The following is a 21,730-nucleotide window of genomic DNA, read 5'->3' on the forward strand; positions in this document are numbered from 1 at the left end:
GCCGCCCCGAAAGAGTCAGTGTACCTTCGCGCTGCCCCCTTCCCTGCACGAAAAAGGCCACCCGTCGGGGTGGCCTTGTCCTGCACCTTGCGTAGGCCGCTTGCGCGACCCAGGCAAGATGGAATGCAGCAATCTCAGTTGCGGCTCTGGTCAACCAGCTTGTTCTTGGAGATCCAGGGCATCATGGCGCGCAGCTGGCCACCGACCTTCTCGATGGCGTGGTCGGCGTTCATGCGGCGGCGGGCCGTCATGCTCGGGTAGTTGGTGCGACCTTCCTGGATGAACATCTTGGCGTATTCGCCGGTCTGGATGCGCTTCAGGGCAGCACGCATGGCTTCGCGCGACTTGTCGTTGATGACTTCGGTACCCGTCACGTACTCGCCGTATTCGGCGTTGTTCGAGATCGAGTAGTTCATGTTGGCGATGCCGCCTTCGTACATCAGGTCCACGATGAGCTTGAGCTCATGCAGGCACTCGAAGTAGGCCATTTCGGGAGCGTAGCCGGCTTCTGTCAGGGTCTCGAAGCCCATCTTCACCAGTTCCACCGCGCCGCCGCACAGGACGGCTTGCTCGCCGAACAGGTCGGTCTCGGTTTCTTCCTTGAAGTTGGTCTCGATGATGCCGCCCTTGCCGCCACCGTTGGCCATGGCATAGGACAAGGCCAGGTCACGCGCCTTGCCGGACTTGTCCTGGTACACGGCGATCAGCGAAGGCACGCCGCCGCCCTTGAGGTACTCGGAGCGCACGGTGTGGCCAGGACCCTTGGGGGCGACCATGATCACGTCCAGATCGGCGCGGGGCACGACCTGGTTGTAGTGGATGTTGAAGCCGTGGGCAAAGGCCAGCGTGGCGCCCTGCTTGATGTTGGGGGCCACGTTGTTGGTGTAGACCTCGGGGATGTTCTCATCCGGCAGCAGGATCATGACCAGGTCGGCGGCCTTCACGGCGTCGTCGACTTCCGCGACGGTCAGGCCAGCCTTGGCGACCTTGTCCCAGGAAGCGCCGCCCTTGCGCAGGCCGACCACGACCTTCACGCCGCTTTCGTTCAGGTTTTGCGCGTGTGCGTGGCCCTGGCTGCCGTAGCCGATGATGGCAACGGTCTTGCCCTTGATCAGGCTCAGGTCACAGTCCTTGTCGTAGAAAACTTTCATGTTGGCTCCAGGCTTCGTGTGTGTAGGGGTTGAAAGGGGAAGGGGACAGGTTTCAGGTTCAGATGCGTCGCAGCGCATCAAACGCGCAGGATGCGTTCGCCGCGGCCGATGCCGCAGGAGCCGGTGCGCACGGTTTCCAGAATGGCCGTGCGGTCCAGCGCCTGCAGGAAGGCGTCGTTCTTGGATTGGTCGCCGGTCAGCTCGACCGTGTAGCTCTTTTCGGTCACGTCGATGATGCGGCCGCGGAAGATGTCCGCCATGCGCTTCATCTCCTCGCGTTCCTTGCCCACGGCGCGGACCTTGACCATCATGAGCTCGCGCTCGGTATAGGAGCCTTCGGTCAGGTCCACGACCTTGACGACCTCGATCAGGCGATTCAGGTGTTTGGTGATCTGCTCGATCACGTCTTCGGAGCCATTCGTCTGAATGGTCATGCGCGACAGCGATGCGTCTTCCGTGGGGGCCACGGTCAGCGATTCGATGTTGTAGCCGCGGGCCGAGAACAGGCCCACCACGCGCGACAAGGCTCCCGGCTCGTTTTCGAGCAGCACGGCAATGATGTGTTTCATGAAAGAAAGATTCCTCTTTTCGCTGCCCTCCCCCGGCGCCGGTAAACGTCGGGCTTGGCAGGCAATAGATTCGTCAAAGGGGCCGCCTCGAGGACGGCTCACTGGAACGGATGCGGCAGGAGTGACCCCGGGCAGATCCCGCAAGGGACCATGCTCAGAGGTCGTCAGCTCCCAGCAGCATCTCGGTGATCCCACGGCCGGCCTGCACCATGGGGAACACATTCTCGGTGGGATCGGTACGGAAGTCCATGAACACCGTGCGGTCCTTGAGCTTGCGTGCCTCGCGCAGGGCGGGCTCCACGTCCTCGGGGCGCTCGATCAGCATGCCCACGTGGCCATAGGCCTCGGCCAGCTTCACGAAGTTGGGCAGCGAGTCCATGTAGCTGCTGCTGTAGCGGCCCGAGTACTCGATCTCCTGCCACTGGCGCACCATGCCCAGGTAGCGGTTGTTCAGCGACACCACCTTGACCGGCGTGTTGTACTGCAGGCAGGTGGCCAGCTCCTGGATGTTCATCTGGATGGAGCCTTCACCCGTGATGCAGAACACCTCGGACTCGGGCTTGGCCAGCTTGATGCCCATGGCGTAGGGCAGGCCCACGCCCATGGTGCCCAGGCCGCCGGAGTTGATCCAGCGGCGCGGTTCGTCGAAGCGGTAGTACTGCGCGGCCCACATCTGGTGCTGGCCCACGTCGGACGTGATGTAGGCATCGGCGTCGCGGGTCATGTTCCACAGCGTCTCCACCACGTACTGCGGCTTGATGACCGAGCCATCGCCACGGCTGTACTGCAGGCAGTCGCGGCTGCGCCAGCCTTCGATGGTCTCCCACCATTGGCCCAGGGCCGCTGCGTCGGGACGGGCACTTGCCTCGCGGATCATGGAGATCAGCTCGGTCAGCACCTCCTTGACGTCGCCCACGATGGGCACGTCCACCTTCACGCGCTTGGAGATGGAAGAGGGATCGATGTCGATGTGGATGATCTTGCGCTCCACCGACATGAAATGCTTGGGGTTGCCGATCACGCGGTCATCGAAGCGTGCACCCACCGCCAGCAGCACGTCGCAGTTCTGCATGGCATTGTTGGCTTCGATGGTGCCGTGCATGCCCAGCATGCCCAGGAACTTGCGGTCGCTGGCCGGATAGGCACCCAGGCCCAGCAGCGTATGCGTGACCGGGTAGCCCAGCATGTCCACCAGCGTGCGCAGCTCGTTGCAGGCATTGCCCAGCAGAACGCCGCCGCCCGTGTAGATATAGGGTCGCTTGGCGGCCAGCAGCAACTGCAGCGCCTTGCGGATCTGGCCGGCATGGCCCTTGCGCACCGGGTTGTAGGAGCGCATCTCCACCTTCTCGGGGTAGCCGGCGTAGAGCGCCTTCTTGAAGGACACGTCCTTGGGAATGTCCACCACCACGGGGCCGGGACGGCCGGTGCGCGCGATGTGGAAGGCCTTCTTCATCGTGTCCGCCAGCTCGCGCACATCCTTCACCAGGAAGTTGTGCTTGACGATGGGGCGGGTGATGCCGACGGTGTCGCATTCCTGGAACGCATCGGTGCCGATGTAGGCCGTCGAGGTCTGGCCGCTGATCACGACCAGGGGAATGGAATCGGTATAGGCGGTGGCAATGCCGGTCACGGCGTTGGTCAGGCCGGGACCCGAGGTCACCAGGGCCACGCCGACTTCACCCGTGGCACGGGCAAAACCGTCTGCCGCATGCACGGCCGCCTGTTCGTGGCGCACCAGCACATGCTGAATGGAATCTTGTTTGTAGAGGGCGTCGTAGATGTACAGAACCGCACCGCCCGGATAGCCCCAAAGCTGCTTGACACCTTCGGCCTGCAGGGACTTGACGAGGATCTCGGAGCCCATCAGCTCCTGGGATGCATGGGACTGCGACGCCGCTGCTGCCGCGCTGGAGTACTCGGCTTTGGAAATTTCCATGATCAACCTTTGTGAATTTCTCTAACGAAAAACCTTGGGTGCCCCTTGCCTGAAGCCCTTGTGAGGCCGGTGCGGGACTTAGGACCAACAGACATGGGCGAGTGAGTAAACGCCGGACCGTGACCCGTTTGCCTTTTTGAATTGCAGCAGACATTATCGCACTGCAACAAGCCTGCGCGCCATCCTGCGAAAAAAATTGACAGTGCGGTGCGATAATCAGGCCCCGCACCCGTTCAGCCCCTCATCAACGAGCCCCTCATCCGGGCCTGCGTTCCTTTTGGCAACCGAGCAAGAACTATCCGACTTCCTCAAAAGCGTAGAAAAGCGAGCCTTCAAGCGCAGCTTTTTCCACGTCCGGGATGAGGAGGCGGCGCTGGACATCGTGCAGGACAGCATGCTCAAGCTGGCGCAGCACTATGGCGACAAGCCCATCACCGAGCTGCCCATGCTGTTCCAGCGCATCCTGTCCAACAGCACGCTGGACTGGTTTCGCAGGCAAAAAACGCAGAACGCCCTCTTCACCCGCATGAGCGACCTGGAGGCATCGGCCGGCGACGATGCGGACTTCGACTGGCTCGAAACCTATGCCGACTCCGGCCAGAACGGTGAAACCGCCCGCAGCGCCGAGGATCTGACCGAGCGGGCCCAGACTTTGCAAAGCATTGAAAAAGAGATACAGGAGCTTCCAGCACGTCAACGCGAAGCTTTCCTGATGCGTTATTGGGAAGAGATGGACGTCGCGGAGACCGCTGCCGCGATGGGGTGTTCCGAAGGAAGTGTAAAAACACATTGTTTCCGCGCCATCCAGACATTGAGCAAGGCACTGAAGGCCAAAGGAATCGAGCTATGAAGACTGCGCCCACTCTCCACAGCGAAATGGCGGCCGACCGCATCGCACGCCGGATCACCGCGCGCCTGGGCGACGGCGAGGCGTTGCTGCCATACGACATCACCGAACGGCTGCGGGCCGCGCGCGAGCGTGCCCTGTCCGTTCGCCGGCGCGAGCTGCGCGCTGCGCCGCTGCAGACCGCCAACGCAACCCAGGCCCAGGGCGGCACGCTGACGCTGGGCTCGGGCGACGAAGGCGGCACCTGGTGGCGCGCCCTGATCTCGGCCGTGCCGGTGCTGGCGTTGATCGTTGGACTGGTGGTCGTCAACGTGCAGACGGACCAGACAGGTCTGACCGAGGTTGCCGAGGTGGATACCGCCCTGCTGACCGATGATCTGCCGCCCGCCGCCTACGCCGACCCCGGCTTCATCCAGTACCTGAAGACTTCGGCCACCAACACGGAACGCTGATCCCCGCCTTGCCTGCCTGCATGCCCACTGATTCACGCGCCGCGTTCCACCGCCCAGCCGCCGCCATCCTGGCGGCGGTGCTGTTGATGGCGCTGGCCTGGACCGGCTGGCGCGTCGTGCAGCAGGTACGGCTGGCACCCAGCACCGTCTCGCCGGCCACGATCGCAGCCTCCAAGACCCTGCACGGTGATGCAGCCACGCGCCAGCGCGCCACGGACCTGGCCTCCGGCCCGCGCTGGGCAGAGCTGACACCGGCGCAGAGCAGCGTGCTTGAACCCCTGTCCGAGCGCTGGTCCATGATGGACGCGCTGCAAAAGCGCCGCTGGATGGCGCTGGCCGAGGGCTGGGACAAGCTCAGTGAAAAAGAGCAGGAAAAGCTGCGTGATCGCATGCAGACCTGGTCCAGCCTCAGCGCCCAGCAGCGCAGCCAGGCCCGCCTGAATTTCGCCCTGACCAACCGCCTGGCCACGGACAAGCGCGCCCAGTGGGAGGCCTACCAGGCGCTCAGCGACGAGGAAAAACGCCTGCTGGCCGCGCGCGCCGCGCCCAAGGCCAAGGGCGCCGCCACTGCCATAGAACCTGTTGCGCCCAAGCGGCTGGCGCGGATTCCGGCGGCCTCGGTGGCTCCGGCCACCATTCCGAATCCGCCGAAGATTCCGCCCGCCACCATCTACAACCCGCCGCTTCCCGTGCCCCAGGCCCCATCGCCTGCGGCGGTGGAGACCCATCCCGTGCGCCCGCCGGCGCTGGTGGAGACGGCGCCTGTCGAGGTGCCCTCGGCCACGCCCATGCCTTTGCCGCCCATGGAACTGCATGACAGCCCCGATGCTGCATCCCAGCCATCGCACGGCGAAGCGCCCCCCTCGCATTGACGCACTGACGCACCGATCTCCCCGTCCGCATGACGAACGCCACATCCCCCGCCTCCACCACGGCAGCCGCAACCGCAGCCTCCCCACAGATGGCCCCGCGACTGGCGCGGCGCATGGCCTGCTGGCTCTACGAGGGCATGCTGCTGTTCGGCGTGGTCTTCATTGCAGGCTATCTGTTCGGCACCCTGTCGCAGACGCGCAATGCCATGGACAACCGCCATGCGCTGCAGGCCTTCATGTTCGTGGTGCTGGGTATCTATTTCGTCTGGTTCTGGTCCAAGGGCCAGACGCTGGCCATGAAGACCTGGCACATCCGCCTGGTGGATGCGGCAGGCCAGCCCGTCAGCCAGTTGCGCGCGCTGCGGCGCTATGTGCTCAGCTGGATCTGGCTGCTGCCGCCGCTGGCGGCCTATTCGGCCGGCGTACCTGCACTGACCACGCTGATGCTGCTGGTGCTGTGGGTGGCGCTCTGGGCACTTCTGAGCCGCTTGCATCCGCGCCGCCAGTTCTGGCATGACGCATGGGCTGGCACCCAGTTGATCCACCAGGCACCGGCACCCAGGAAAAAGCGCTGACAGGCCCAGAGGCAGCGTCGCATCTCCTACACTCGCAAGCATGCCCGCCGCATCTCCCGACCCGACCGACAGTGCACCTGTCAATCCCCAGAAAAGCCGCACAGGCCTGACGCGTGTCTGGCACGCGGCGGGCTATTCGCTGTCAGGCCTTCGCGCCGGATGGAATGAAAAAGCCTTCCGCCAGGAAGCGCTGGCCGCCATCGTGCTGATCCCTGCCGCCTTCTGGCTGGCAAGCAGCTGGATCGAGGTCGCACTGCTGGCGGGCACGGTCTTGCTGGTGCTGATCGTGGAGCTGCTCAACAGCGGCATCGAGGCCGTGGTCGATCGCATAGGCCCCGAATGGCACGTTCTGTCCAAGCAGGCCAAGGACATGGGCAGCGCGGCCGTGATGCTGGCGCTGCTGCTGTGCGCCGGCGTCTGGCTGGCCGCCCTCTATCAACGGTTCATTGCATGACAAATCCCACGTTTTCCATTTGTGTGTATTGCGGCTCGCGTCCCGGCGACCAGCCCGGATTCATCGAGGCAGCCCGCGCCACCGGCCGCTGGATCGGCGAGCACGGCGGCCAGCTGGTCTATGGAGGCGGCCGCAGCGGCCTGATGGGCGAGGTGGCCGAGGCCACGCGGCAGGCCGGCGGCCGCGTCGTGGGCGTGATTCCGCAGGCGCTGGTGGACAAGGAATTGGCCAACCATGCCTGCGACGAGCTGCATATCGTCCAGACCATGCACGAGCGCAAGGCCATGATGGCCGAGCGCAGCGATGCCTTCGTCGCCCTGCCCGGCGGCATAGGCACCTTCGAGGAATTGTTCGAGGTCTGGACCTGGCGCCAGCTGCGCTACCACGACAAGCCCATCGGCCTGCTCAATGTGGATGGCTACTACGACAGCATGCTGCAGTTCCTGCAGACCTGCGTGGGCCACGGCTTCATGGGCGAGTGGCAGATGGGATTGATCGAAAGCGGCAGCGACATCCCCACGCTGCTGCAATCCCTGGTGCAGAACGCCGGCACGGGCCTGGAGACGGCCCCCTTGCGCGCCGTGATCTGAACCGAAGCGGAAACGAAAGCGGCCACCCTGCAGAGGATGGCCGCCAGCATCGAGACATCAGGAATGCAGGGCGCCGAATGCGCCCTGCCCTGCTCCCGGACTCAAATGGCTCCGTCGTCGAGCTCGCCGGTACGAATGCGCACCACGCGCTCCACGGCAGTGACGAAGATCTTGCCGTCACCGATCTTGCCCGTGCGCGCCACGTTGACGATGGCGTCCACGCAGCGGTCCACGTCCTCGGTGCGGACCACGACCTCGATCTTCACCTTGGGCAGGAAGTCCACCACGTACTCAGCGCCGCGGTAAAGCTCGGTATGGCCCTTCTGGCGGCCAAAGCCCTTGACCTCGGTGACGGTCAGGCCGTTGACGCCGCAGTCGGCCAGTGCCTCGCGGACCTCTTCCAGCTTGAACGGCTTGATGATGGCGGTGATCATTTTCATGGGGTGAACTCCTCAGTGCATGCAATACGGGGCAAAACGGCTGGCCGGGAAACCCCGCCGCCTCAGGTGCTTCAAGCGCGAAAGCGGTTGGTGATGGGGTAGCGCCAATCCTTGCCGAAGCTGCGGCGCGTCAGTCGCGGCCCCACGGGCGCCTGCCGGCGTTTGTACTCGTTGATCTGGATCAGGCGCGTCACTCGCTCCACATCGGCGCTGGCGTATCCGTCGGCCACGATGGAGGCGATGCTTTCGTTATTTTCCATGTAACGGCGCACGATGGCATCGAGCACCTCATAAGCGGGCAGGCTGTCCTGGTCTTTCTGGTCCGGGCGCAGTTCGGCGCTGGGCGGGCGCGTGATGATGCGATCCGGGATGGGGTCCAGCCCCGTGCCGAACGGATCGTTGGCATTGCGCCAGCGCGCCAGCGCAAAGACCTCGGTCTTGAGCACGTCCTTGATCACGGCAAAGCCGCCGGCCATGTCGCCATAGAGCGTGCAGTAGCCGGTGGACATCTCGCTCTTGTTGCCCGTGGTCAGGACCACGGAGCCGAATTTGTTGGACAGGCCCATCAGCAAGGTGCCACGGATGCGGGCCTGCAGGTTTTCTTCGGTCGTGTCCTCGGCGCGGCCTGCAAAGGCCGGGGCCAGCGCGGCCTTGAAGGCCTCGAACTGCGGTGCGATGGAGATTTCGTCGTAGCGCACGCCCACGCGCTCGGCCATGTCACGCGCGTCGATCCAGCTGATGTCGGCCGTATAGGGCGAAGGCATCATCACCGTATGCACCTTGTCCGCGCCCAGTGCATCGACTGCAATCGCCAGCACCAGGGCCGAGTCGATACCGCCCGACAGGCCCAGCAGGGCGCCGGGGAAACGGTTCTTGCCCACGTAGTCGCGCACGGCCAGCACCAGGGCGGACCACAGCGCCGGCAGGTGCCCTGGCTGCGCAACCACCTCGCCTGCCAGCACCAGCCCCTGCCCGCCCGTGCGGACCTCCACCCGCGGCAAGGCCTCGGCAAATGCCGGTGCACGCGCGGCAATGGAGCCGTCCGCCTGCACTGCAAAGGAGCTGCCATCAAAGACGATTTCATCCTGGCCACCGACCAGATGTGCGTAGACCAGGGGCAGGCCCATCTCGCACGCGCGCGCGGCCAGCGTGGCTTCGCGTTCGGCCTGCTTGCCCTCATGGAAGGGCGAGGCATTGATCACGGCCAGCAATTGCGCACCGGCCTGGGCAGCTGTGCGCGCGGGTTCGGGATGCCAGGCGTCCTCGCAGATCAGCAAGCCCACGCGCACGCCCTGCACTTCGATCACGCAGGGCGATTGGCCGGCCACAAAGTAGCGCTGCTCGTCGAACACGCCGTAGTTGGGCAGGCACTGCTTGGCATGGCTGCATTCCACGCGCCCGTCGCGCAGCACGCTGGCCGCATTGCGCAACGCGCCACCGGCGCCCGGGTCGCGCCAGGGATGGCCCAGCACCAGCGCCAGGCCCGGCCACTGCACGGTCTCCCGCGCGAGCTGCTGCACGGCCTGATCGCAGGCATCCAGAAAGGCGGGGCGCAGATACAGGTCTTCGGCTGCATAGCCGCACAGGGCAAGCTCGGGAGTCAGCAGCAAGCGTGCTCCCGTGGCATAAGCTTCACGGGCTGCGGCAATGATTTTCTGGACATTGCCGGGCAGGTCGCCCACGACAAAGTTGAGCTGGGCAGTGCAGATGGAGAGCGTCATGGAATGCAATGGAGCCAACAGGGCCGACAAGGCCACCCCACAGCGAAAGGCGGCAGCGCGCGTCACACCGGCCCGCAAGGAATGGCATGGCTGAAACCGCAATTATCACCCGCGTGCTGGACAGCGTGCAGCAGCTCGATGCCCAGGCCTGGAATGCGCTGCTGGCATCGCAGGCCGCGCCCACGCCCTTCATGCGCCACGAGTACCTGAGCGCTCTGGAATCCAGCGGCAGCGCCGTGCCGCAAACCGGCTGGGCCGGCCGCGTGGTCACGCTCTGGCAGGGCGGCGAGCTGGTTGCCGCCTGCCCGGTCTACGCCAAGGCGCACTCCTATGGCGAGTACGTGTTCGACTTTGCCTGGGCACGTGCCTACGCACAGCACGGGCTGGACTACTACCCCAAGGGCGTGCTGGCCGTGCCTTTCACGCCCGTGCCGGGCAGCCGCCTGCTGGCGCGCACGCCCTTGCTGCGTGCAGCCCTGGTGCGTGCGGTGCGCGAATGGGCCCAGGCGCAGCAGCTGTCCTCGCTGCACCTGCTGTTCAGCGATGCCGAGGATCTGGCCGCCTGCGATGCCGACGGCTGGATGCAGCGCAGCACCGTGCAGTTCCACTGGAGCAACCAGGGCGCCGATGGCGCCGGGCACGGCGATTTCGACCACTTCCTGGCGACGCTGAACCAGGAAAAGCGCAAGAAGATACGCCAGGAAAGGCGCAAGGTGCATGAGGCCGGCGTGCGCTTTCGCGCCCTGCACGGGCCGGACATGGACGCACAGGACTGGGCCTTTTTCTACCGCTGCCACGAGCGCACCTACCTGGAGCATGGCAACGCCCCTTACCTCGAACCGGCCTTCTTCGAGGCCATGGCGCGCCGGATGCCCGAGGCCTGGCTGATGTTCATCGCCGAGCGCGACGGCCAGCCCATTGCCTGCAGCCTGATCGCGCTGGATGCTGCGGCCGCAAGGCTGTCAGCGGGCCATCCGGACGGGCGCGCCCATGCGCTGCAGGCCCCGCAGGGAACGGCCTACGGCCGCTACTGGGGCGCACTGGAGCGCGTGGATTGCCTGCATTTCGAGGCCTGCTACTACCAGCCCATCGCCTGGTGCATAGAACGCGGCATTGCGCACTTCGAGGGAGGCGCCCAGGGCGAGCACAAGATGGCGCGGGCACTGCTGCCCGTGGTCACCCCCAGCGCCCACTGGATTGCCCACCCGTCCTTTGCCGATGCCATCTCGCGCTTTCTGGACCGCGAGGGCGAGGGCATGGCCGGCTATCTGCAGGAGCTGCAGGCCCACAGCCCGCTGCGCCAGGGGTAGGGCTCAGAAGGTTTCCCAGTCGTCATCGCCCTGCCCGGGCTGGCCGGGCTGGCGTGGCGCCGGCTTGCCGGCCTGCGCGGGTCCGGCGCGCGGCCGGATGGGGGGTATGGCATCGCGCTCAAGCCGGCGGGCCAGCGTCTCGCCACCTGCAGCCGCACCGCCGCCGCCCAGGGCCGCGGGCCGCGCAGGGCTGGCGGGCGGAGCGGGCCGGACAGGCGGGGCTGCGGGGCGCGCTGCGGTGCTGGCCGGTGCCGCCACCCTGTGCGGCACATGCGCATGGCTGTCCGTGGCGCCACGGGGCAACTGGAAGACGGCCACGGCCTCGACCAGGTCCTGCGCCTGCTTGCGCAGCGCGGCAGCGGCAGCCGCGCTTTCCTCGACCAGGGCCGCGTTCTGCTGCGTGGTCTGGTCCATCTGCGTGACGGCTTCGCCGACCTGTGCCACGCCGGAGCTCTGCTCGGTGCTGGCCGAGCTGATCTCGCCCATGATGTCGGTGACCCGGCCGATGGCGGCCACCACCTCGCTCATGGTCGTGCCCGCGCGGTCCACCAGTTGCGAGCCCTGCTCGACACGCTCCACGCTGGCCGTGATCAGCGCCTTGATTTCCTTGGCGGCCTCGGCGCTGCGCTGGGCCAGTGATCGCACCTCGCCCGCCACCACGGCGAAGCCCCGGCCCTGCTCTCCCGCGCGCGCCGCTTCCACGGCGGCATTCAGCGCCAGGATGTTGGTCTGGAAGGCAATGGAGTCGATCACGCCGATGATGTCGCCGATGCGCCGGCTGCTGTCGTTGATGCCCTTCATGGTCTCCACGGCCTCGGCCACCACTTCGCCGCCACGGCGCGCAACGCTGGATGCATTGAGCGCCAGCTGATTGGCCTGGCGTGCGTTGTCGGCGTTCTGGCGCACGGTGGAGCCCAGCTCCTCCATGGAGGCTGCCGTCTGCTCCAGGGCGCTGGCCTGCTCTTCCGTGCGGCTGGACAGGTCGGCATTGCCGGAGGCAATCTGCGCGCTGGCCGAGGCCACGCCTTCGGCGTTCTGGCGCACGCTGCGCACGGTCTGCACCAGGCTGGACTGCATGCGCTGCAGTGCGCCCAGCAGCAGGCCGGTTTCGTCATGGCGGTCGATGCGGATGGTCCCGCCCAGGTCGCCGTTGGCCACGCGGTCTGCGGCATCGACCGCATGCGCCAGCGGCGCGCGGATGGAGCGCGTCAGCCATAGGCCGGCCAGCACGGCCAGCAGCACGGCGGCCAGCGCCGCCACGCTGAGGACGACGACCGAGCGCCCGTACACGGCTTCGGCATTGCGGCTTTCCTGCAAGGCAGCATCGCTGTTGAGCTTGACCAGCAGATCCAGCGTGTTCGACGATTCGTTGTAGAGCTTCAGCGACTCGCCGCCCAGCACGGCCTGGGCCTTTTCCTTCTCGCCCTGGCGCGACAGCGCCAGCACCTGCTGGCTCAGCTGCTGGTAGCGATCGCGTTCCTGGAGCAGTTGCGCGTAGAGCCTGCGCTCTTCGTCGGAGGACAGCAGCGGCTCGTAGGCCTTCTTGCGCTCGGCCAGGCGGCGCTGCAGCTGCTCCAGCTGCTTTTCCGAATCGGTCTTGTAGGCGGCATCGTCGTTGTTGACATGGCGTACCTCCAGCAAACGGGTACGCACGACATCGGTGCCTATCTGGTTGATCACTTCCACGCTGGGCATGGCGTTGCCCGTGATGACTTCCATGCTGGCGCGCATGGAACGCAGTTGCACCAGGGCTGCGGCCACCACGGCCAGCAGCAGCACCACCAGCAGGCCGAAGGTGCCCAGCATGCGCGTTGAGATCTTGAGGTTTTTCACATTCATCTTTCTTGTCGAAGTCCTGCCATCTTGTTGTTGTGCCCGGCTTTGTGTTGCGCCATGGACAGGCGTCAACCAGGCCCGGCACGGACTTCGCAAAAACAGATCTGCCGCAACCGCGCAAGTCGGATCGTTGGCAGGAATCGGAGAGGGAGAGCCACCGCGGTGGCGCGGTCTGCTGGGAGACTGGTGGCCGCCAGGCCTGGCGGCCATGAGAACAAGGTGATCACGGGATATCCCTTCGTTCCTAGGGAGCGGCGCCAGAAGCCGCCGTTGTTCACGCTGTAAGAATAGGACTACATCCACTTACATTCTGCCAGTATCCAGGCATTGTTCAGGACAAGTTCAGGTACGGGTAGTAGGCAGAAACCTTCACTGGCAGATTTGTGCCACAGCCTCTCGCACCCTACCTGCGCCAGCTGAGCACCAAAAGCAAAAAGAAAGCGGCCCCATGCAAAGCATGGCGCCGCCAGAAAATGGAGCTGAACTGCGCGTGAGGCCTCAGAACGCGGCCCACTCCTCATCGTCGGCGGTGGTCGCCTTGGTGTTCTTGGTGGCCTTGGCCGGGGTGGCCGCAGCGATCTGTTGCGCCGGCCCGGCGGCCATGGGAGCCAGGGCCGGACGCGATGCCAAGGAGGCAACAACCGTTGCGCGCGATGCTGCGGCAGTCGCCACGGTGACAGCCGGCGCATCGGCAGCCGCCGTGCGGAATACCGAGACCGAGGCCACCATGGCCTGTGCCTGCTGCTGCAGCGACTGGGCGGCGGCCGCGCTTTGCTCCACCAGGGCCGCGTTCTGCTGCGTGGCCTGGTCCATCTGCGTGATGGCATCGCCCACCTGGGCCACGCCCGCGCTCTGCTCGCTGCTGGCCGCGCTGATCTCGCCCATGATGTCCGTCACGCGCCGGATGGCGGTGACGATTTCCGACATGGTCTCGCCCGCCTTGTCCACCAGTTGCGTGCCCTGCTCCACGCGCTGCTCGCTGGCCTGGATCAGCGCCTTGATCTCCTTGGCCGCCTCGGCGCTGCGCTGGGCCAGCGAACGGACCTCGCCCGCCACCACGGCAAAGCCCCGGCCCTGCTCGCCTGCGCGGGCCGCTTCCACGGCGGCGTTCAGCGCCAGGATATTGGTCTGGAAGGCAATGCCGTCGATCACGCCGATGATGTCCGCGATCTGGCGGCTGCTGTCGTTGATGCCCTTCATGGTGTCCACCACCCGGGCCACGACTTCGCCGCCACGCGCGGCGATGCCCGATGCGGAGGCGGCCATCTGGTTGGCCTGGCGCGCGCTGTCGGCGTTCTGCCGTACGGTGGCGCCCAGTTGCTCCATGGAGGCTGCCGTTTCCTCCAGCGCGCTGGCCTGGCTTTCGGTGCGCGCCGACAGATCGGCATTGCCCTGGGCGATCTCGCCCGCGGCCAGTGCCACGCCCTGCGCGTTGCCACGCACCTCGCCCACCAGCTCGGCGAGCTTGCGGCGCATGTCTTCCTGCGCGTTGATGAGCTGGCCCATTTCGTCGCGGCGGCGGCTGGTGACCGGCGTCTCCAGATGGCCGGCCGCCACGTTGCGCGCCACATGGACGGCCTGGGCGACGGGGCCGGTCACGGCACGCGTGATGGCCCAGCCCACCAGGGCGGCAATGGCCACCACCACGGCCAGCGTGCCCAGCACCCAGATGCGGGCGAGGTCAAAGCCGGCCTGCGCCTGCTGGCGCGCCTGCTCGCCCGCCTCGCGCTGCAGGGTCAGCAGGCGGCCGGCGCTTTCGGCCAGCTTGCCGAACTGCGCCTCGGATTCGCCGGCGAACATCAGCCCCATCTCGTCGGCCATGAAGGCCTGCTCCTCGGTGGTCGAGTAGTTGCCGGCACGCGCGCGCTCCAGCAGGCGCGCATGCATGGCCAGGAACTGCTGCTTGAAGCCGAGGTAGTCGTCAAAGGCTGTGCGCAGGCCCTCCTGGTCGATCAGCGCGCGCAGGGCCGTCTCATGCTCGCCAATGGTTTTCAGTCGGTCCTGCACCTGCTTGGCAAAGCCATCGACCTCGCCCAGGCTGCGCGCCGAGGCAATGCCGGCCTCATGGCGGCGCAAGCGGTTGTACTCGGAGCGCATGGCGCCCGCATGGAACATGCTGGGCAGGGCCACATCCGACAAATGCAACGCGTTGCGGTGCATCTGCGCCAGCTGCAACCAGGCCACCGCTCCCAGAACAGCCGAGAACAGGACCATGACGAGGAATCCCATGCCCAGCTTCGTGCCCATGCGCCAATCTGCCACCTTCATTTGCTCGCTCCCGGGCCGATGTCCCCATCAGCGCCTGATTGATCTGTCCAAACCCTGATCCACGACAAAACAAAAAACGCACCCGGCGCCTAGGCACCGGGTGCGTTTCAAATTGTATCAACTGCGAAGCGGGCATTTACCTCAGCGCAGTTGAGACTCCCTCGACGGGAGTGAAAGGGATCAGCCCTTGTAGTTGGCGATGCCGTCCACGACTTCCTTCTTGGCCTCGTCCACGCCCTTCCAGCCCAGCACCTTGACCCACTTGCCCTTTTCCAGGTCCTTGTAGTGCTCGAAGAAATGCTGGATCTGCTTGAGGGTGATCTCGTGGATGTCCTCCAGCGAGTTGATCTTGTCGTAGGCGGGCAGCAGCTTTTGCGTGGGCACGGCCAGGACCTTGCCATCCACGCCGGACTCGTCTTCCATCAGCAGGATGCCGATGGGGCGGCAGGCCACCACCACGCCCGGGGGCAGCGGGAAGGGCGTCATCACCAGCACGTCCACCGGATCGCCGTCGCCGGACAGCGTCTGGGGCACATAGCCGTAGTTGGCCGGGTAGTGCATGGCCGTGCCCATGAAGCGGTCCACGAAGACGGCGCCGCTTTCCTTGTCCACTTCGTACTTGATGGGATCGGAGTTGGCCGAGATCTCGATCACGACGTTGAAGGTTTCAGGAGCGTTCTTGCCCGGTGTGACTTTGTCGAAAGACATGATGGATGAGGAGAGTTGAAACAAAAAAGCCCCCGCAGGGGGATAGCAGCGTGATTTTAGGCGCAGGCACACGCCCCCACGGATGGCTCCGCAGGAACGCCCGCCATGCTACGGCGCCAAGCCTGCGCCAAGCTTGCAGCGCCCGGGCCGTTTTCAGGCGTGTGCGCCGCCCGCGCGCCGTTGCACGGGACCGCTGCGCTGCTCCACCGCCTGCTGCACTTCGCGGCGCAGGCCCAGGGCAAAGCCCAGCTCGGCCAGCACGAACAGCGGCCCGATGACCAGGCCCACGATGTCATCCAGGAAAGCCGGCTTGCGGCCTTCGTAGTAATGGCCCACGAACTGGATCACCCAGCCCACGGCGAAGATGCCCAGGCCCCAGCCCAGCCAAGCCCCCATCGGCAGCATGGCGATGGGCTGGGCCAGCGCCAGCATCAGGGCAAGCACCAGGGCCATGGCGATGCCGTAGCGCAGGTCCAGCAGACAGTAGTAGATGCCTGCCGCCAGTGCCGCCAGCAGGGCCAGGCTCAATGGCAGCTCGGGCAGGCCGTCGCCCAAGGGGGCGGCCCACTGCAGGCGGGCCAGCAAAATCACCACCGCCCACATGATCAGCGGCACGCCGACGAAGTGCGTGAGGATGTTGCGCGGATCACGGTGATAGTCCGCGTACTGGGACAGTTGGTCGATGAGGGTTTTCATAGGCTGCACCTGCGGTGGATGTTGCGCAACCATGGTGGTGTCATCAAGGATTGGCGTCTGTCATGGATCCGACACAAGCCTCATCGCGCACCTCGGGCTTACCCGCACCCGCCCCGGCAGCTCCGGCAGCCCACGCCGCCCCGCGCGGCGTACGGCGCCGCGCGGCGGCCGGCCCGCCGGACATGGCCGACCTCTGGGCCACCATCGAGGCAGGCCGCTGGTTCCACGCCCTGCCGCCAGAGCTGGCCGCGCAGCTCAAGGCACTGGCCCAGCCCCGCACGCTGGCCGCAGGCGACTGGCTGTTCCGCCGGGGCGACCCGCCCTGCGGCCTGTACGCGGTGGCGCGTGGTGCGCTCAGCATCTCGGGAACGGCCGCCTGTGGCGAGCAGGCCCGCACAGCACTGCTGACCCTGGTGGAGCCTCCCATGTGGCTGGGGGAAATCGCGCTGTTCGATGGAGCCGAGCGCACCCACGACGCCCAGGCAGCCACGGCCTGCACCGTGCTGCACGTGCCCCAGGCCCCGTTGCAGGCATGGCTGGCAGCCCATCCCGAACACTGGCAGGCGCTGGCCTTGCTGTTGACCGACAAGCTGCGCGTGTGCCTGATGGCGCTGGAGGAGCACACGCTGCTGCCTGCGCCGCAGCGCCTGGCGCGGCGCCTGGTGCGCATGGCCGAAGGCTTTGACCAGTGGCAGCCGGACGGCCTGGGCCGCCAGCGCTGGCGCCGCGAGCTGGATGTTTCCCAGGAACAGCTGGCGCGCATGCTGGGCCTGTCGCGCCAGACCACCAACCAGATCCTGCAGGAGCTGCAGCAGGCCGGCTGCCTGCAACTGCGGCGCGGCAAGATGGAGGTCCTGGACCGGCAGGGCCTGCGCGACGCGGGCTGGCCCGAGGACTGAAGCCGCTGGAGTCGCCAAGGCGAGCGAGGGGGCGGAACAACGCCCGGGACTGGACAAGCGGCGCGGGCACCCCACAATCGGGCTCCATGCAATACCACTACATCGGCAATGCGTCCGTGCCCACGGAATCGGGGCGCACGATCCCCGTGCTGGACCCGTCGGACGGGCAGGCTTTCGACGAGCTCCAACGCGGCTCGCCCCAGGACATCGACCTGGCCGTGCGCTCTGCGCGCGAGTGCCAGGACAGCGTCTGGAGCAAGCTTTCTGCCGCAGAGCGCGGGCGCCTGCTGATGCGCCTGTCGGGCAGCGTGCTCCAGCATGCCGATGAACTCACGGCCATCGAGCAGCGCGATTGCGGCAAGCCCACGCGCCAGGCCCGTGCCGATGTGCTGGCGCTGGCGCGCTACTTCGAGTTCTATGCAGGCGCCTGCGACAAGCTGCACGGAGAGACCCTGCCCTACCAGCAGGGCTACAGCGCCCTGACCTGGCGCGAGCCCCACGGCGTGACCGGCCACATCGTGCCCTGGAACTATCCCATGCAGATCCTGGGCCGCAGCGTGGGCGCGGCGCTGGCCGCGGGCAATACCTGTGTGGTCAAGCCCTCGGAAGACGCCTGCCTGTCCGTGCTGCGCGTGGCGCGGCTGGCCACCGAGGCAGGCTTTCCAGCCGGCGCCTTCAACGTGGTCACCGGCCTGGGTCACGAGGTGGGCGAGGCCCTGGCGCGCCATCCCGGCGTGGACCACCTGAGCTTCACGGGCAGCCCCGGCGTGGGCACGCTGATCCAGCAGGCGGCTGCCGAGCGCCACTGCCCCGTCACGCTGGAGCTGGGCGGCAAGAGCCCGCAGATCGTGTTTGCAGACGCGGACCTCGATGCGGCCGTGCCCGCCATCGTCAACGCCATCGTGCAGAACGCGGGCCAGACCTGCTCGGCAGGTTCGCGCGTGCTGATCGACTCGCTGATCTACGAGCCGCTGCTCGAACGCCTGGGCCAGGCCTTCGAGGCGCTGCGCGTGGGCCCGGCCGCCATGGACCTGGACCTGGGGCCGCTGATCCGCGCCAGCCAGCAGCAGCGCGTCTGGGATTTCCTGTCCGACGCCCAGGTGGCCGGCATTGCCGTGGTGGCGCAGGGCCAGATCGTCGAGGATGCGCCCGACAGCGGCTTTTACCAGGCGCCCACCCTGCTGCGCGACGTGCCGCCCGAGCACCGGCTGGCGCAGGAAGAGATTTTCGGCCCCGTGCTCTGCGCCATGCCCTTCCATGACGAGGACCATGCCGTGCAACTGGCCAACGGCACGGCCTACGGCCTGGTGGCCGGCCTGTGGACGCGCGACGGTGCGCGCCAGCTGCGTCTGGCGCGGCGCCTGCGCTGCGGCCAGGTCTTCGTCAACAACTACGGCGCCGGCGGCGGCGTGGAGCTGCCCTTCGGCGGCGTCAAGTCCAGCGGCCATGGCCGCGAAAAGGGCTTCGAGGCGCTCTACGGCTTTACCACGCTGAAGACCGTCGCCATACGGCATGGCTGATCTTCGCGCATGACGGAAAATCGCGGGATGCCCGGCGCCAGCCGTCAGCCCGCGACAGAAAGAATAGCTTCCCCCATGCCCTTGTCCCCCATTCCCGACCGCACGCCCCAGCATGAACGCGACGTGCGCTACCGCAGCTACGCCCGCGCCGACGGCCTCTGGGATATCGAAGGCGAGCTGCGCGACAGCAAGACCCATGACATCGAACTGAGCGGCGGCCGCCACATGCCCGCCGGCACGGCCATACACCACATGTGGATACGCACCACGGTCGATGCCCGCCTGGCGGTGCAGGCCATCGAGGTCGTCATGGACTCCCACCCGCTGGGCCACTGCCCCGAGGCCACGCGGGCCATGCAGAAAATGGTCGGCTGCAGCATGGCGCGCGGCTGGCGCAAGGCCATCAACGAGAACCTGGGCGGCGTGGCCAGCTGCACGCATCTGCGCGAGCTGCTGTTCAACATGGCCACGGCCGCCTTCCAGTCCGTTCCAGGCGTCTTTGGCGATGCCGATCCCAGCCAGCCGCCACGCCACCTGGGCCAGTGCCTTGGCTGGGACTTCAACGGCCCCGGCGTGGCGCGCTATTACCCGCAATTCGTGGGCTGGCAGCCCGGCACAGGCGGCGCCACCCCGATCCCGGCGTCCACAGCAACCACCGAAGCCCAGGGGGCCTGAACCCCGACCGAGGAGCAAAGCCCGATGCGTGTCCAGGACAAATCCATCATCGTCACAGGCGCCGGCAGCGGCATAGGGGCCGGCATCGCCCAGCGGATGGCTGCCGAAGGTGCCCGAGTCATCGTCAACGACATCGACCGCGAGGCCGGCATGCGCGTGGCGCAGTCCATCACCGCCGAAGGCGGCCGGGCACTTTTCGTGCAGGCGGACATGACAAGCAGCGAACAGGTCAAGGCCCTGGTGGAGGCCACGCTGCAGGCGCATGGCCGGCTCGATGCCTTCGTCAACAACGCGGGCTGGACGCACCGCAACCGCCCCATGCTCGAAGTCAGCGAGGCAGAGTTCGACCGTGTCTACGCCATCAACGTCAAGAGCATCTACCTCTCTGCCGTGCACGGCGTGCCCGCCATGCGCGCCAACCCGGCGCTGGCCGATGGCCGCCCTGGCGGCGGCAGCTTCATCAACATCGCCTCCACGGCCGGACTGCGCCCGCGCCCGGGGCTGACCTGGTACAACGGCTCCAAGGGAGCCGTCATCATCACCAGCAAGTCCATGGCGGCCGAGCTCGGGCCCGAGAACATCCGCGTCAACTGCATCAACCCCGTGTTCAATCCGGACACCGGCCTGGCCGCCGAGTTCGCCGGCGGCCCGGTGGACGAAGCGCGCCGCGCACGCTTTCTGGCGACCATTCCGCTGGGCCGCTTCTCCACCGCAGGGGACGTGGCCAATGCCGCGCTGTATCTGGCCAGCGACGAGGCCGCCTTCATCAGCGGCACCTGCATCGAGGTGGACGGGGCACGCTGCGTCTAGACACAGATCAAGAACTGCAGGCTTGCGCAGTGCCTGGACATAGGCATTCGGGCAAAATCGCAGGCATGGCAGAACGAGTGATCCCCCTGGTCGACGAGCGCGCCCCCACGCGCCCGGCCGCCGTGCCAAGTCTGCTGCAGACGCCCACCGGCGATCTGCAGGACAGGCTTGGCCGGTCGCTGCGCGACCTGCGCATCAGCATCACCGACCGCTGCAACTTCCGCTGCAGCTACTGCATGCCCAAGGAAGTCTTCGACAAGAACTACCGCTACCTGCCGCACGGCTCGCTGCTGAGTTTCGAGGAAATCACGCGCACGGCGCGCCTGTTCGTGCAGCACGGCGTGCAGAAGATCCGGCTGACGGGTGGCGAGCCGCTGCTGCGCAAGAACGTGGAAACGCTGGTGGAGCAGCTCTCCGCCCTGCGCACGCCCGGCGGCCAGCCGCTGGACCTGACGCTGACCACCAACGGCTCCCTGCTGGCCCGCAAGGCCCGCGCGCTCAAGGACGCCGGCCTGAACCGCGTCACCGTGAGCCTGGACGGGCTGGACGACGCGGTGTTCCGCAGCATGAACGACGTGGACTTCCCGGTCTCCGACGTGCTGGCCGGCATCGAGGCGGCCCAAGCCGCGGGCCTGACCAACATCAAGGTCAACATGGTGGTCAAGCGCGGCACCAACGAAGACCAGATCCTGCCCATGGCGCGCCACTTCCAGGGCACGGGCGTGACCTTGCGCTTCATCGAATACATGGATGTGGGCGCGACCAACGGCTGGCGCATGGACGAGGTCCTGCCCTCCGACGAGGTCATCGCCCGGCTGCGCGCCGAGCTGCCCCTGGTGCCGCTGCAGGCCAGCGCCACCGGCGAGACGGCCGTGCGCTGGGGCTATGCCGACGCGCGCGGCCTGCACGACCCGTCGCTGGGCGAGGTCGGCGTGATCAGCAGCGTCACCCATGCCTTTTGCGGCGACTGCAACCGCGCGCGCCTGTCCACTGAAGGCCGGCTGTACCTGTGCCTGTTCGCCTCCGAAGGCTGGGACCTGCGCAGCCTGCTGCGCAGCGGCGCCAGCGATGCCGAGGTCGCCGCCGCGCTGGCCCCCATCTGGCAGCAGCGCAGCGACCGCTATTCCGAACTGCGCGCCAGCCTGCCGGCCAGTAACGGCACGCAGCGCAGGCGCATCGAGATGAGCTACATCGGCGGCTGATCCGCGCGGCGCGCGCGGGGCGTCGGCGCCCTGCCATCGCCGCCTCGCCCCCTACTCCTTGCGCCTGCGCTGCGTGCCGTTACTGGCCGGCAGGCTGGCGCGCAGTTCGGAATAGCGGTCGCTGCGCTGCTGCCAGATGGGGGCCAGCGCGGCGGCGACCTCGGCATCGCTGGCGCCGCTGCGCAGCAGGCTGCGCAGG

The 21,730-nt window shown here is 66.8% G+C and carries 21 protein-coding genes and 1 pseudogene; 12 read left to right on the forward strand and 10 right to left on the reverse strand.

All coding sequences use genetic code 11. From position 1 onward, the window contains the following. Positions 1 to 134: 134 nt before the first annotated feature. The 3 genes from ilvC to A9976_RS28340 all read right to left on the reverse strand — a co-directional run bounded on the left by ilvC (position 135) and on the right by A9976_RS28340 (position 3,656). Entirely contained in the window at positions 135 to 1,151 is a 1,017-nt protein-coding gene (gene ilvC / locus A9976_RS28330; RefSeq protein WP_183021728.1) for a ketol-acid reductoisomerase, read from the reverse strand. A 77-nt stretch (positions 1,152 to 1,228) separates the two neighbouring features. Next, on the reverse strand, positions 1,229 to 1,720 hold the full coding sequence (ilvN, locus tag A9976_RS28335; RefSeq protein WP_012206665.1) for an acetolactate synthase small subunit: 492 nt from the start codon (positions 1,718 to 1,720) through the stop codon (positions 1,229 to 1,231). Positions 1,721 to 1,874: 154 nt separating this feature from the next. Further along, positions 1,875 to 3,656, reverse strand: a complete 1,782-nt coding sequence (locus A9976_RS28340; protein ID WP_043819761.1) for an acetolactate synthase 3 catalytic subunit — start codon at positions 3,654 to 3,656, stop codon at positions 1,875 to 1,877. Between the two features lie 277 nt (positions 3,657 to 3,933). Between A9976_RS28340 and A9976_RS28345 the strand changes: the two genes are divergently transcribed. From A9976_RS28345 to A9976_RS28370, 6 genes are read left to right on the forward strand one after another with little or no spacing between them, the layout of a single operon-like run. Beyond that, on the forward strand, positions 3,934 to 4,506 hold the full coding sequence (locus A9976_RS28345) for an RNA polymerase sigma factor (protein ID WP_183021729.1): 573 nt from the start codon (positions 3,934 to 3,936) through the stop codon (positions 4,504 to 4,506). Next, positions 4,503 to 4,955 (forward strand): DUF3619 family protein, encoded by a 453-nt coding sequence (locus tag A9976_RS28350; protein WP_183021730.1) that lies wholly within the window; start codon positions 4,503 to 4,505, stop codon positions 4,953 to 4,955. Before A9976_RS28345 ends, A9976_RS28350 begins: the two co-directional genes overlap by 4 nt. Before the next feature lie 20 nt (positions 4,956 to 4,975). Beyond that, the gene (locus tag A9976_RS28355) at positions 4,976 to 5,827 is read left to right on the forward strand and encodes a DUF3106 domain-containing protein (RefSeq protein ID WP_183021731.1); all 852 of its coding nucleotides are present in this window, start codon (positions 4,976 to 4,978) and stop codon (positions 5,825 to 5,827) included. Positions 5,828 to 5,856: 29 nt separating this feature from the next. Beyond that, positions 5,857 to 6,402, forward strand: a complete 546-nt coding sequence (locus A9976_RS28360) for an RDD family protein (protein WP_183021732.1) — start codon at positions 5,857 to 5,859, stop codon at positions 6,400 to 6,402. 40 nt (positions 6,403 to 6,442) lie between these two features. Beyond that, entirely contained in the window at positions 6,443 to 6,856 is a 414-nt protein-coding gene (locus tag A9976_RS28365; RefSeq protein ID WP_183021733.1) for a diacylglycerol kinase, read from the forward strand. After that, positions 6,853 to 7,446 (forward strand): TIGR00730 family Rossman fold protein, encoded by a 594-nt coding sequence (locus A9976_RS28370; RefSeq protein ID WP_012206672.1) that lies wholly within the window; start codon positions 6,853 to 6,855, stop codon positions 7,444 to 7,446. The genes A9976_RS28365 and A9976_RS28370 overlap by 4 nt, the downstream gene beginning before the upstream one ends. Before the next feature lie 101 nt (positions 7,447 to 7,547). Here the strand turns inward: A9976_RS28370 and A9976_RS28375 are convergent, their stop codons facing one another. Both A9976_RS28375 and A9976_RS28380 read right to left on the reverse strand, forming a co-directional pair. Next, on the reverse strand, positions 7,548 to 7,886 hold the full coding sequence (locus tag A9976_RS28375; RefSeq protein WP_012206673.1) for a P-II family nitrogen regulator: 339 nt from the start codon (positions 7,884 to 7,886) through the stop codon (positions 7,548 to 7,550). Positions 7,887 to 7,957: 71 nt separating this feature from the next. Next, positions 7,958 to 9,607: an NAD+ synthase gene (locus A9976_RS28380; protein ID WP_183021734.1), complete on the reverse strand. Its 1,650-nt coding sequence runs from the start codon at positions 9,605 to 9,607 to the stop codon at positions 7,958 to 7,960. A gap of 86 nt (positions 9,608 to 9,693) precedes the next feature. Here A9976_RS28380 and A9976_RS28385 point away from each other — a divergent pair, with 86 nt between their 5' ends. Further along, positions 9,694 to 10,917 carry a GNAT family N-acetyltransferase gene (locus A9976_RS28385; protein WP_183021735.1) on the forward strand — a complete coding sequence of 408 codons (1,224 nt, stop codon included), beginning with the start codon at positions 9,694 to 9,696 and terminating at the stop codon, positions 10,915 to 10,917. Between the two features lie 3 nt (positions 10,918 to 10,920). Here the strand turns inward: A9976_RS28385 and A9976_RS28390 are convergent, their stop codons facing one another. The 4 genes from A9976_RS28390 to A9976_RS28405 form a co-directional block, all read right to left on the reverse strand. After that, the gene (locus tag A9976_RS28390) at positions 10,921 to 12,756 is read right to left on the reverse strand and encodes a methyl-accepting chemotaxis protein (RefSeq protein WP_183021736.1); all 1,836 of its coding nucleotides are present in this window, start codon (positions 12,754 to 12,756) and stop codon (positions 10,921 to 10,923) included. 495 nt (positions 12,757 to 13,251) lie between these two features. Continuing rightward, positions 13,252 to 15,021: a methyl-accepting chemotaxis protein gene (locus tag A9976_RS28395; RefSeq protein ID WP_183021737.1), complete on the reverse strand. Its 1,770-nt coding sequence runs from the start codon at positions 15,019 to 15,021 to the stop codon at positions 13,252 to 13,254. Positions 15,022 to 15,201: 180 nt separating this feature from the next. Beyond that, positions 15,202 to 15,729, reverse strand: coding sequence for an inorganic diphosphatase (ppa, locus tag A9976_RS28400; RefSeq protein WP_183021738.1), 528 nt, complete (start codon positions 15,727 to 15,729; stop codon positions 15,202 to 15,204). 153 nt (positions 15,730 to 15,882) lie between these two features. After that, positions 15,883 to 16,425: a DUF962 domain-containing protein gene (locus A9976_RS28405; protein WP_183021739.1), complete on the reverse strand. Its 543-nt coding sequence runs from the start codon at positions 16,423 to 16,425 to the stop codon at positions 15,883 to 15,885. 62 nt (positions 16,426 to 16,487) lie between these two features. On the opposite strand from A9976_RS28405, the gene A9976_RS28410 reads away from it, so the two are divergent. The 5 genes from A9976_RS28410 (at position 16,488) to moaA (ending at position 21,531) form a co-directional block, all read left to right on the forward strand. Beyond that, positions 16,488 to 17,324: a Crp/Fnr family transcriptional regulator gene (locus tag A9976_RS28410; RefSeq protein ID WP_183021740.1), complete on the forward strand. Its 837-nt coding sequence runs from the start codon at positions 16,488 to 16,490 to the stop codon at positions 17,322 to 17,324. 86 nt (positions 17,325 to 17,410) lie between these two features. Continuing rightward, a complete protein-coding gene (locus A9976_RS28415; protein WP_047218958.1) occupies positions 17,411 to 18,844 on the forward strand; it encodes an aldehyde dehydrogenase family protein in 1,434 nt (477 codons plus the stop codon). A 75-nt stretch (positions 18,845 to 18,919) separates the two neighbouring features. Next, positions 18,920 to 19,519 carry a DUF2889 domain-containing protein gene (locus A9976_RS28420; RefSeq protein WP_183021741.1) on the forward strand — a complete coding sequence of 200 codons (600 nt, stop codon included), beginning with the start codon at positions 18,920 to 18,922 and terminating at the stop codon, positions 19,517 to 19,519. A gap of 24 nt (positions 19,520 to 19,543) precedes the next feature. Beyond that, positions 19,544 to 20,329, forward strand: a complete 786-nt coding sequence (locus A9976_RS28425) for an SDR family oxidoreductase (RefSeq protein ID WP_183021742.1) — start codon at positions 19,544 to 19,546, stop codon at positions 20,327 to 20,329. Between the two features lie 65 nt (positions 20,330 to 20,394). After that, complete coding sequence (gene moaA / locus A9976_RS28430; RefSeq protein WP_183021743.1) at positions 20,395 to 21,531, forward strand: GTP 3',8-cyclase MoaA; 1,137 nt, start codon at positions 20,395 to 20,397, stop codon at positions 21,529 to 21,531. 51 nt (positions 21,532 to 21,582) lie between these two features. Here moaA and A9976_RS31615 read toward each other — a convergent pair. Beyond that, positions 21,583 to 21,730: pseudogene (locus A9976_RS31615) on the reverse strand (GTP 3',8-cyclase MoaA); the annotation flags it as partial.

It is taken from the genome of Delftia sp. UME58, from assembly GCF_014170385.1.
Classification (GTDB): domain Bacteria; phylum Pseudomonadota; class Gammaproteobacteria; order Burkholderiales; family Burkholderiaceae_C; genus Comamonas; species Comamonas acidovorans.

Bases quoted from the DNA above. Each gene is read 5' to 3' on its own strand.
- A9976_RS28355 (WP_183021731.1), top strand. From the start codon at position 4,976: ATGCCCACTGATTCACGCGCCGCGTTCCACCGCCCAGCCGCCGCCATC.
- A9976_RS28410 (WP_183021740.1), top strand. From the start codon at position 16,488: ATGGATCCGACACAAGCCTCATCGCGCACCTCGGGCTTACCCGCACCC.
- moaA (WP_183021743.1), top strand. From the start codon at position 20,395: ATGGCAGAACGAGTGATCCCCCTGGTCGACGAGCGCGCCCCCACGCGC.
- A9976_RS28420 (WP_183021741.1), top strand. From the start codon at position 18,920: ATGCCCTTGTCCCCCATTCCCGACCGCACGCCCCAGCATGAACGCGAC.
- A9976_RS28415 (WP_047218958.1), top strand. From the start codon at position 17,411: ATGCAATACCACTACATCGGCAATGCGTCCGTGCCCACGGAATCGGGG.
- A9976_RS28365 (WP_183021733.1), top strand. From the start codon at position 6,443: ATGCCCGCCGCATCTCCCGACCCGACCGACAGTGCACCTGTCAATCCC.
- A9976_RS28350 (WP_183021730.1), top strand. From the start codon at position 4,503: ATGAAGACTGCGCCCACTCTCCACAGCGAAATGGCGGCCGACCGCATC.
- A9976_RS28385 (WP_183021735.1), top strand. From the start codon at position 9,694: ATGGCTGAAACCGCAATTATCACCCGCGTGCTGGACAGCGTGCAGCAG.
- A9976_RS28380 (WP_183021734.1), bottom strand. From the start codon at position 9,607: ATGACGCTCTCCATCTGCACTGCCCAGCTCAACTTTGTCGTGGGCGAC.
- A9976_RS28405 (WP_183021739.1), bottom strand. From the start codon at position 16,425: ATGAAAACCCTCATCGACCAACTGTCCCAGTACGCGGACTATCACCGT.
- A9976_RS28340 (WP_043819761.1), bottom strand. From the start codon at position 3,656: ATGGAAATTTCCAAAGCCGAGTACTCCAGCGCGGCAGCAGCGGCGTCG.
- A9976_RS28390 (WP_183021736.1), bottom strand. From the start codon at position 12,756: ATGAATGTGAAAAACCTCAAGATCTCAACGCGCATGCTGGGCACCTTC.
- ilvC (WP_183021728.1), bottom strand. From the start codon at position 1,151: ATGAAAGTTTTCTACGACAAGGACTGTGACCTGAGCCTGATCAAGGGC.
- A9976_RS28395 (WP_183021737.1), bottom strand. From the start codon at position 15,021: ATGAAGGTGGCAGATTGGCGCATGGGCACGAAGCTGGGCATGGGATTC.
- ilvN (WP_012206665.1), bottom strand. From the start codon at position 1,720: ATGAAACACATCATTGCCGTGCTGCTCGAAAACGAGCCGGGAGCCTTG.
- A9976_RS28425 (WP_183021742.1), top strand. From the start codon at position 19,544: ATGCGTGTCCAGGACAAATCCATCATCGTCACAGGCGCCGGCAGCGGC.
- A9976_RS28375 (WP_012206673.1), bottom strand. From the start codon at position 7,886: ATGAAAATGATCACCGCCATCATCAAGCCGTTCAAGCTGGAAGAGGTC.
- A9976_RS28360 (WP_183021732.1), top strand. From the start codon at position 5,857: ATGACGAACGCCACATCCCCCGCCTCCACCACGGCAGCCGCAACCGCA.
- ppa (WP_183021738.1), bottom strand. From the start codon at position 15,729: ATGTCTTTCGACAAAGTCACACCGGGCAAGAACGCTCCTGAAACCTTC.
- A9976_RS28370 (WP_012206672.1), top strand. From the start codon at position 6,853: ATGACAAATCCCACGTTTTCCATTTGTGTGTATTGCGGCTCGCGTCCC.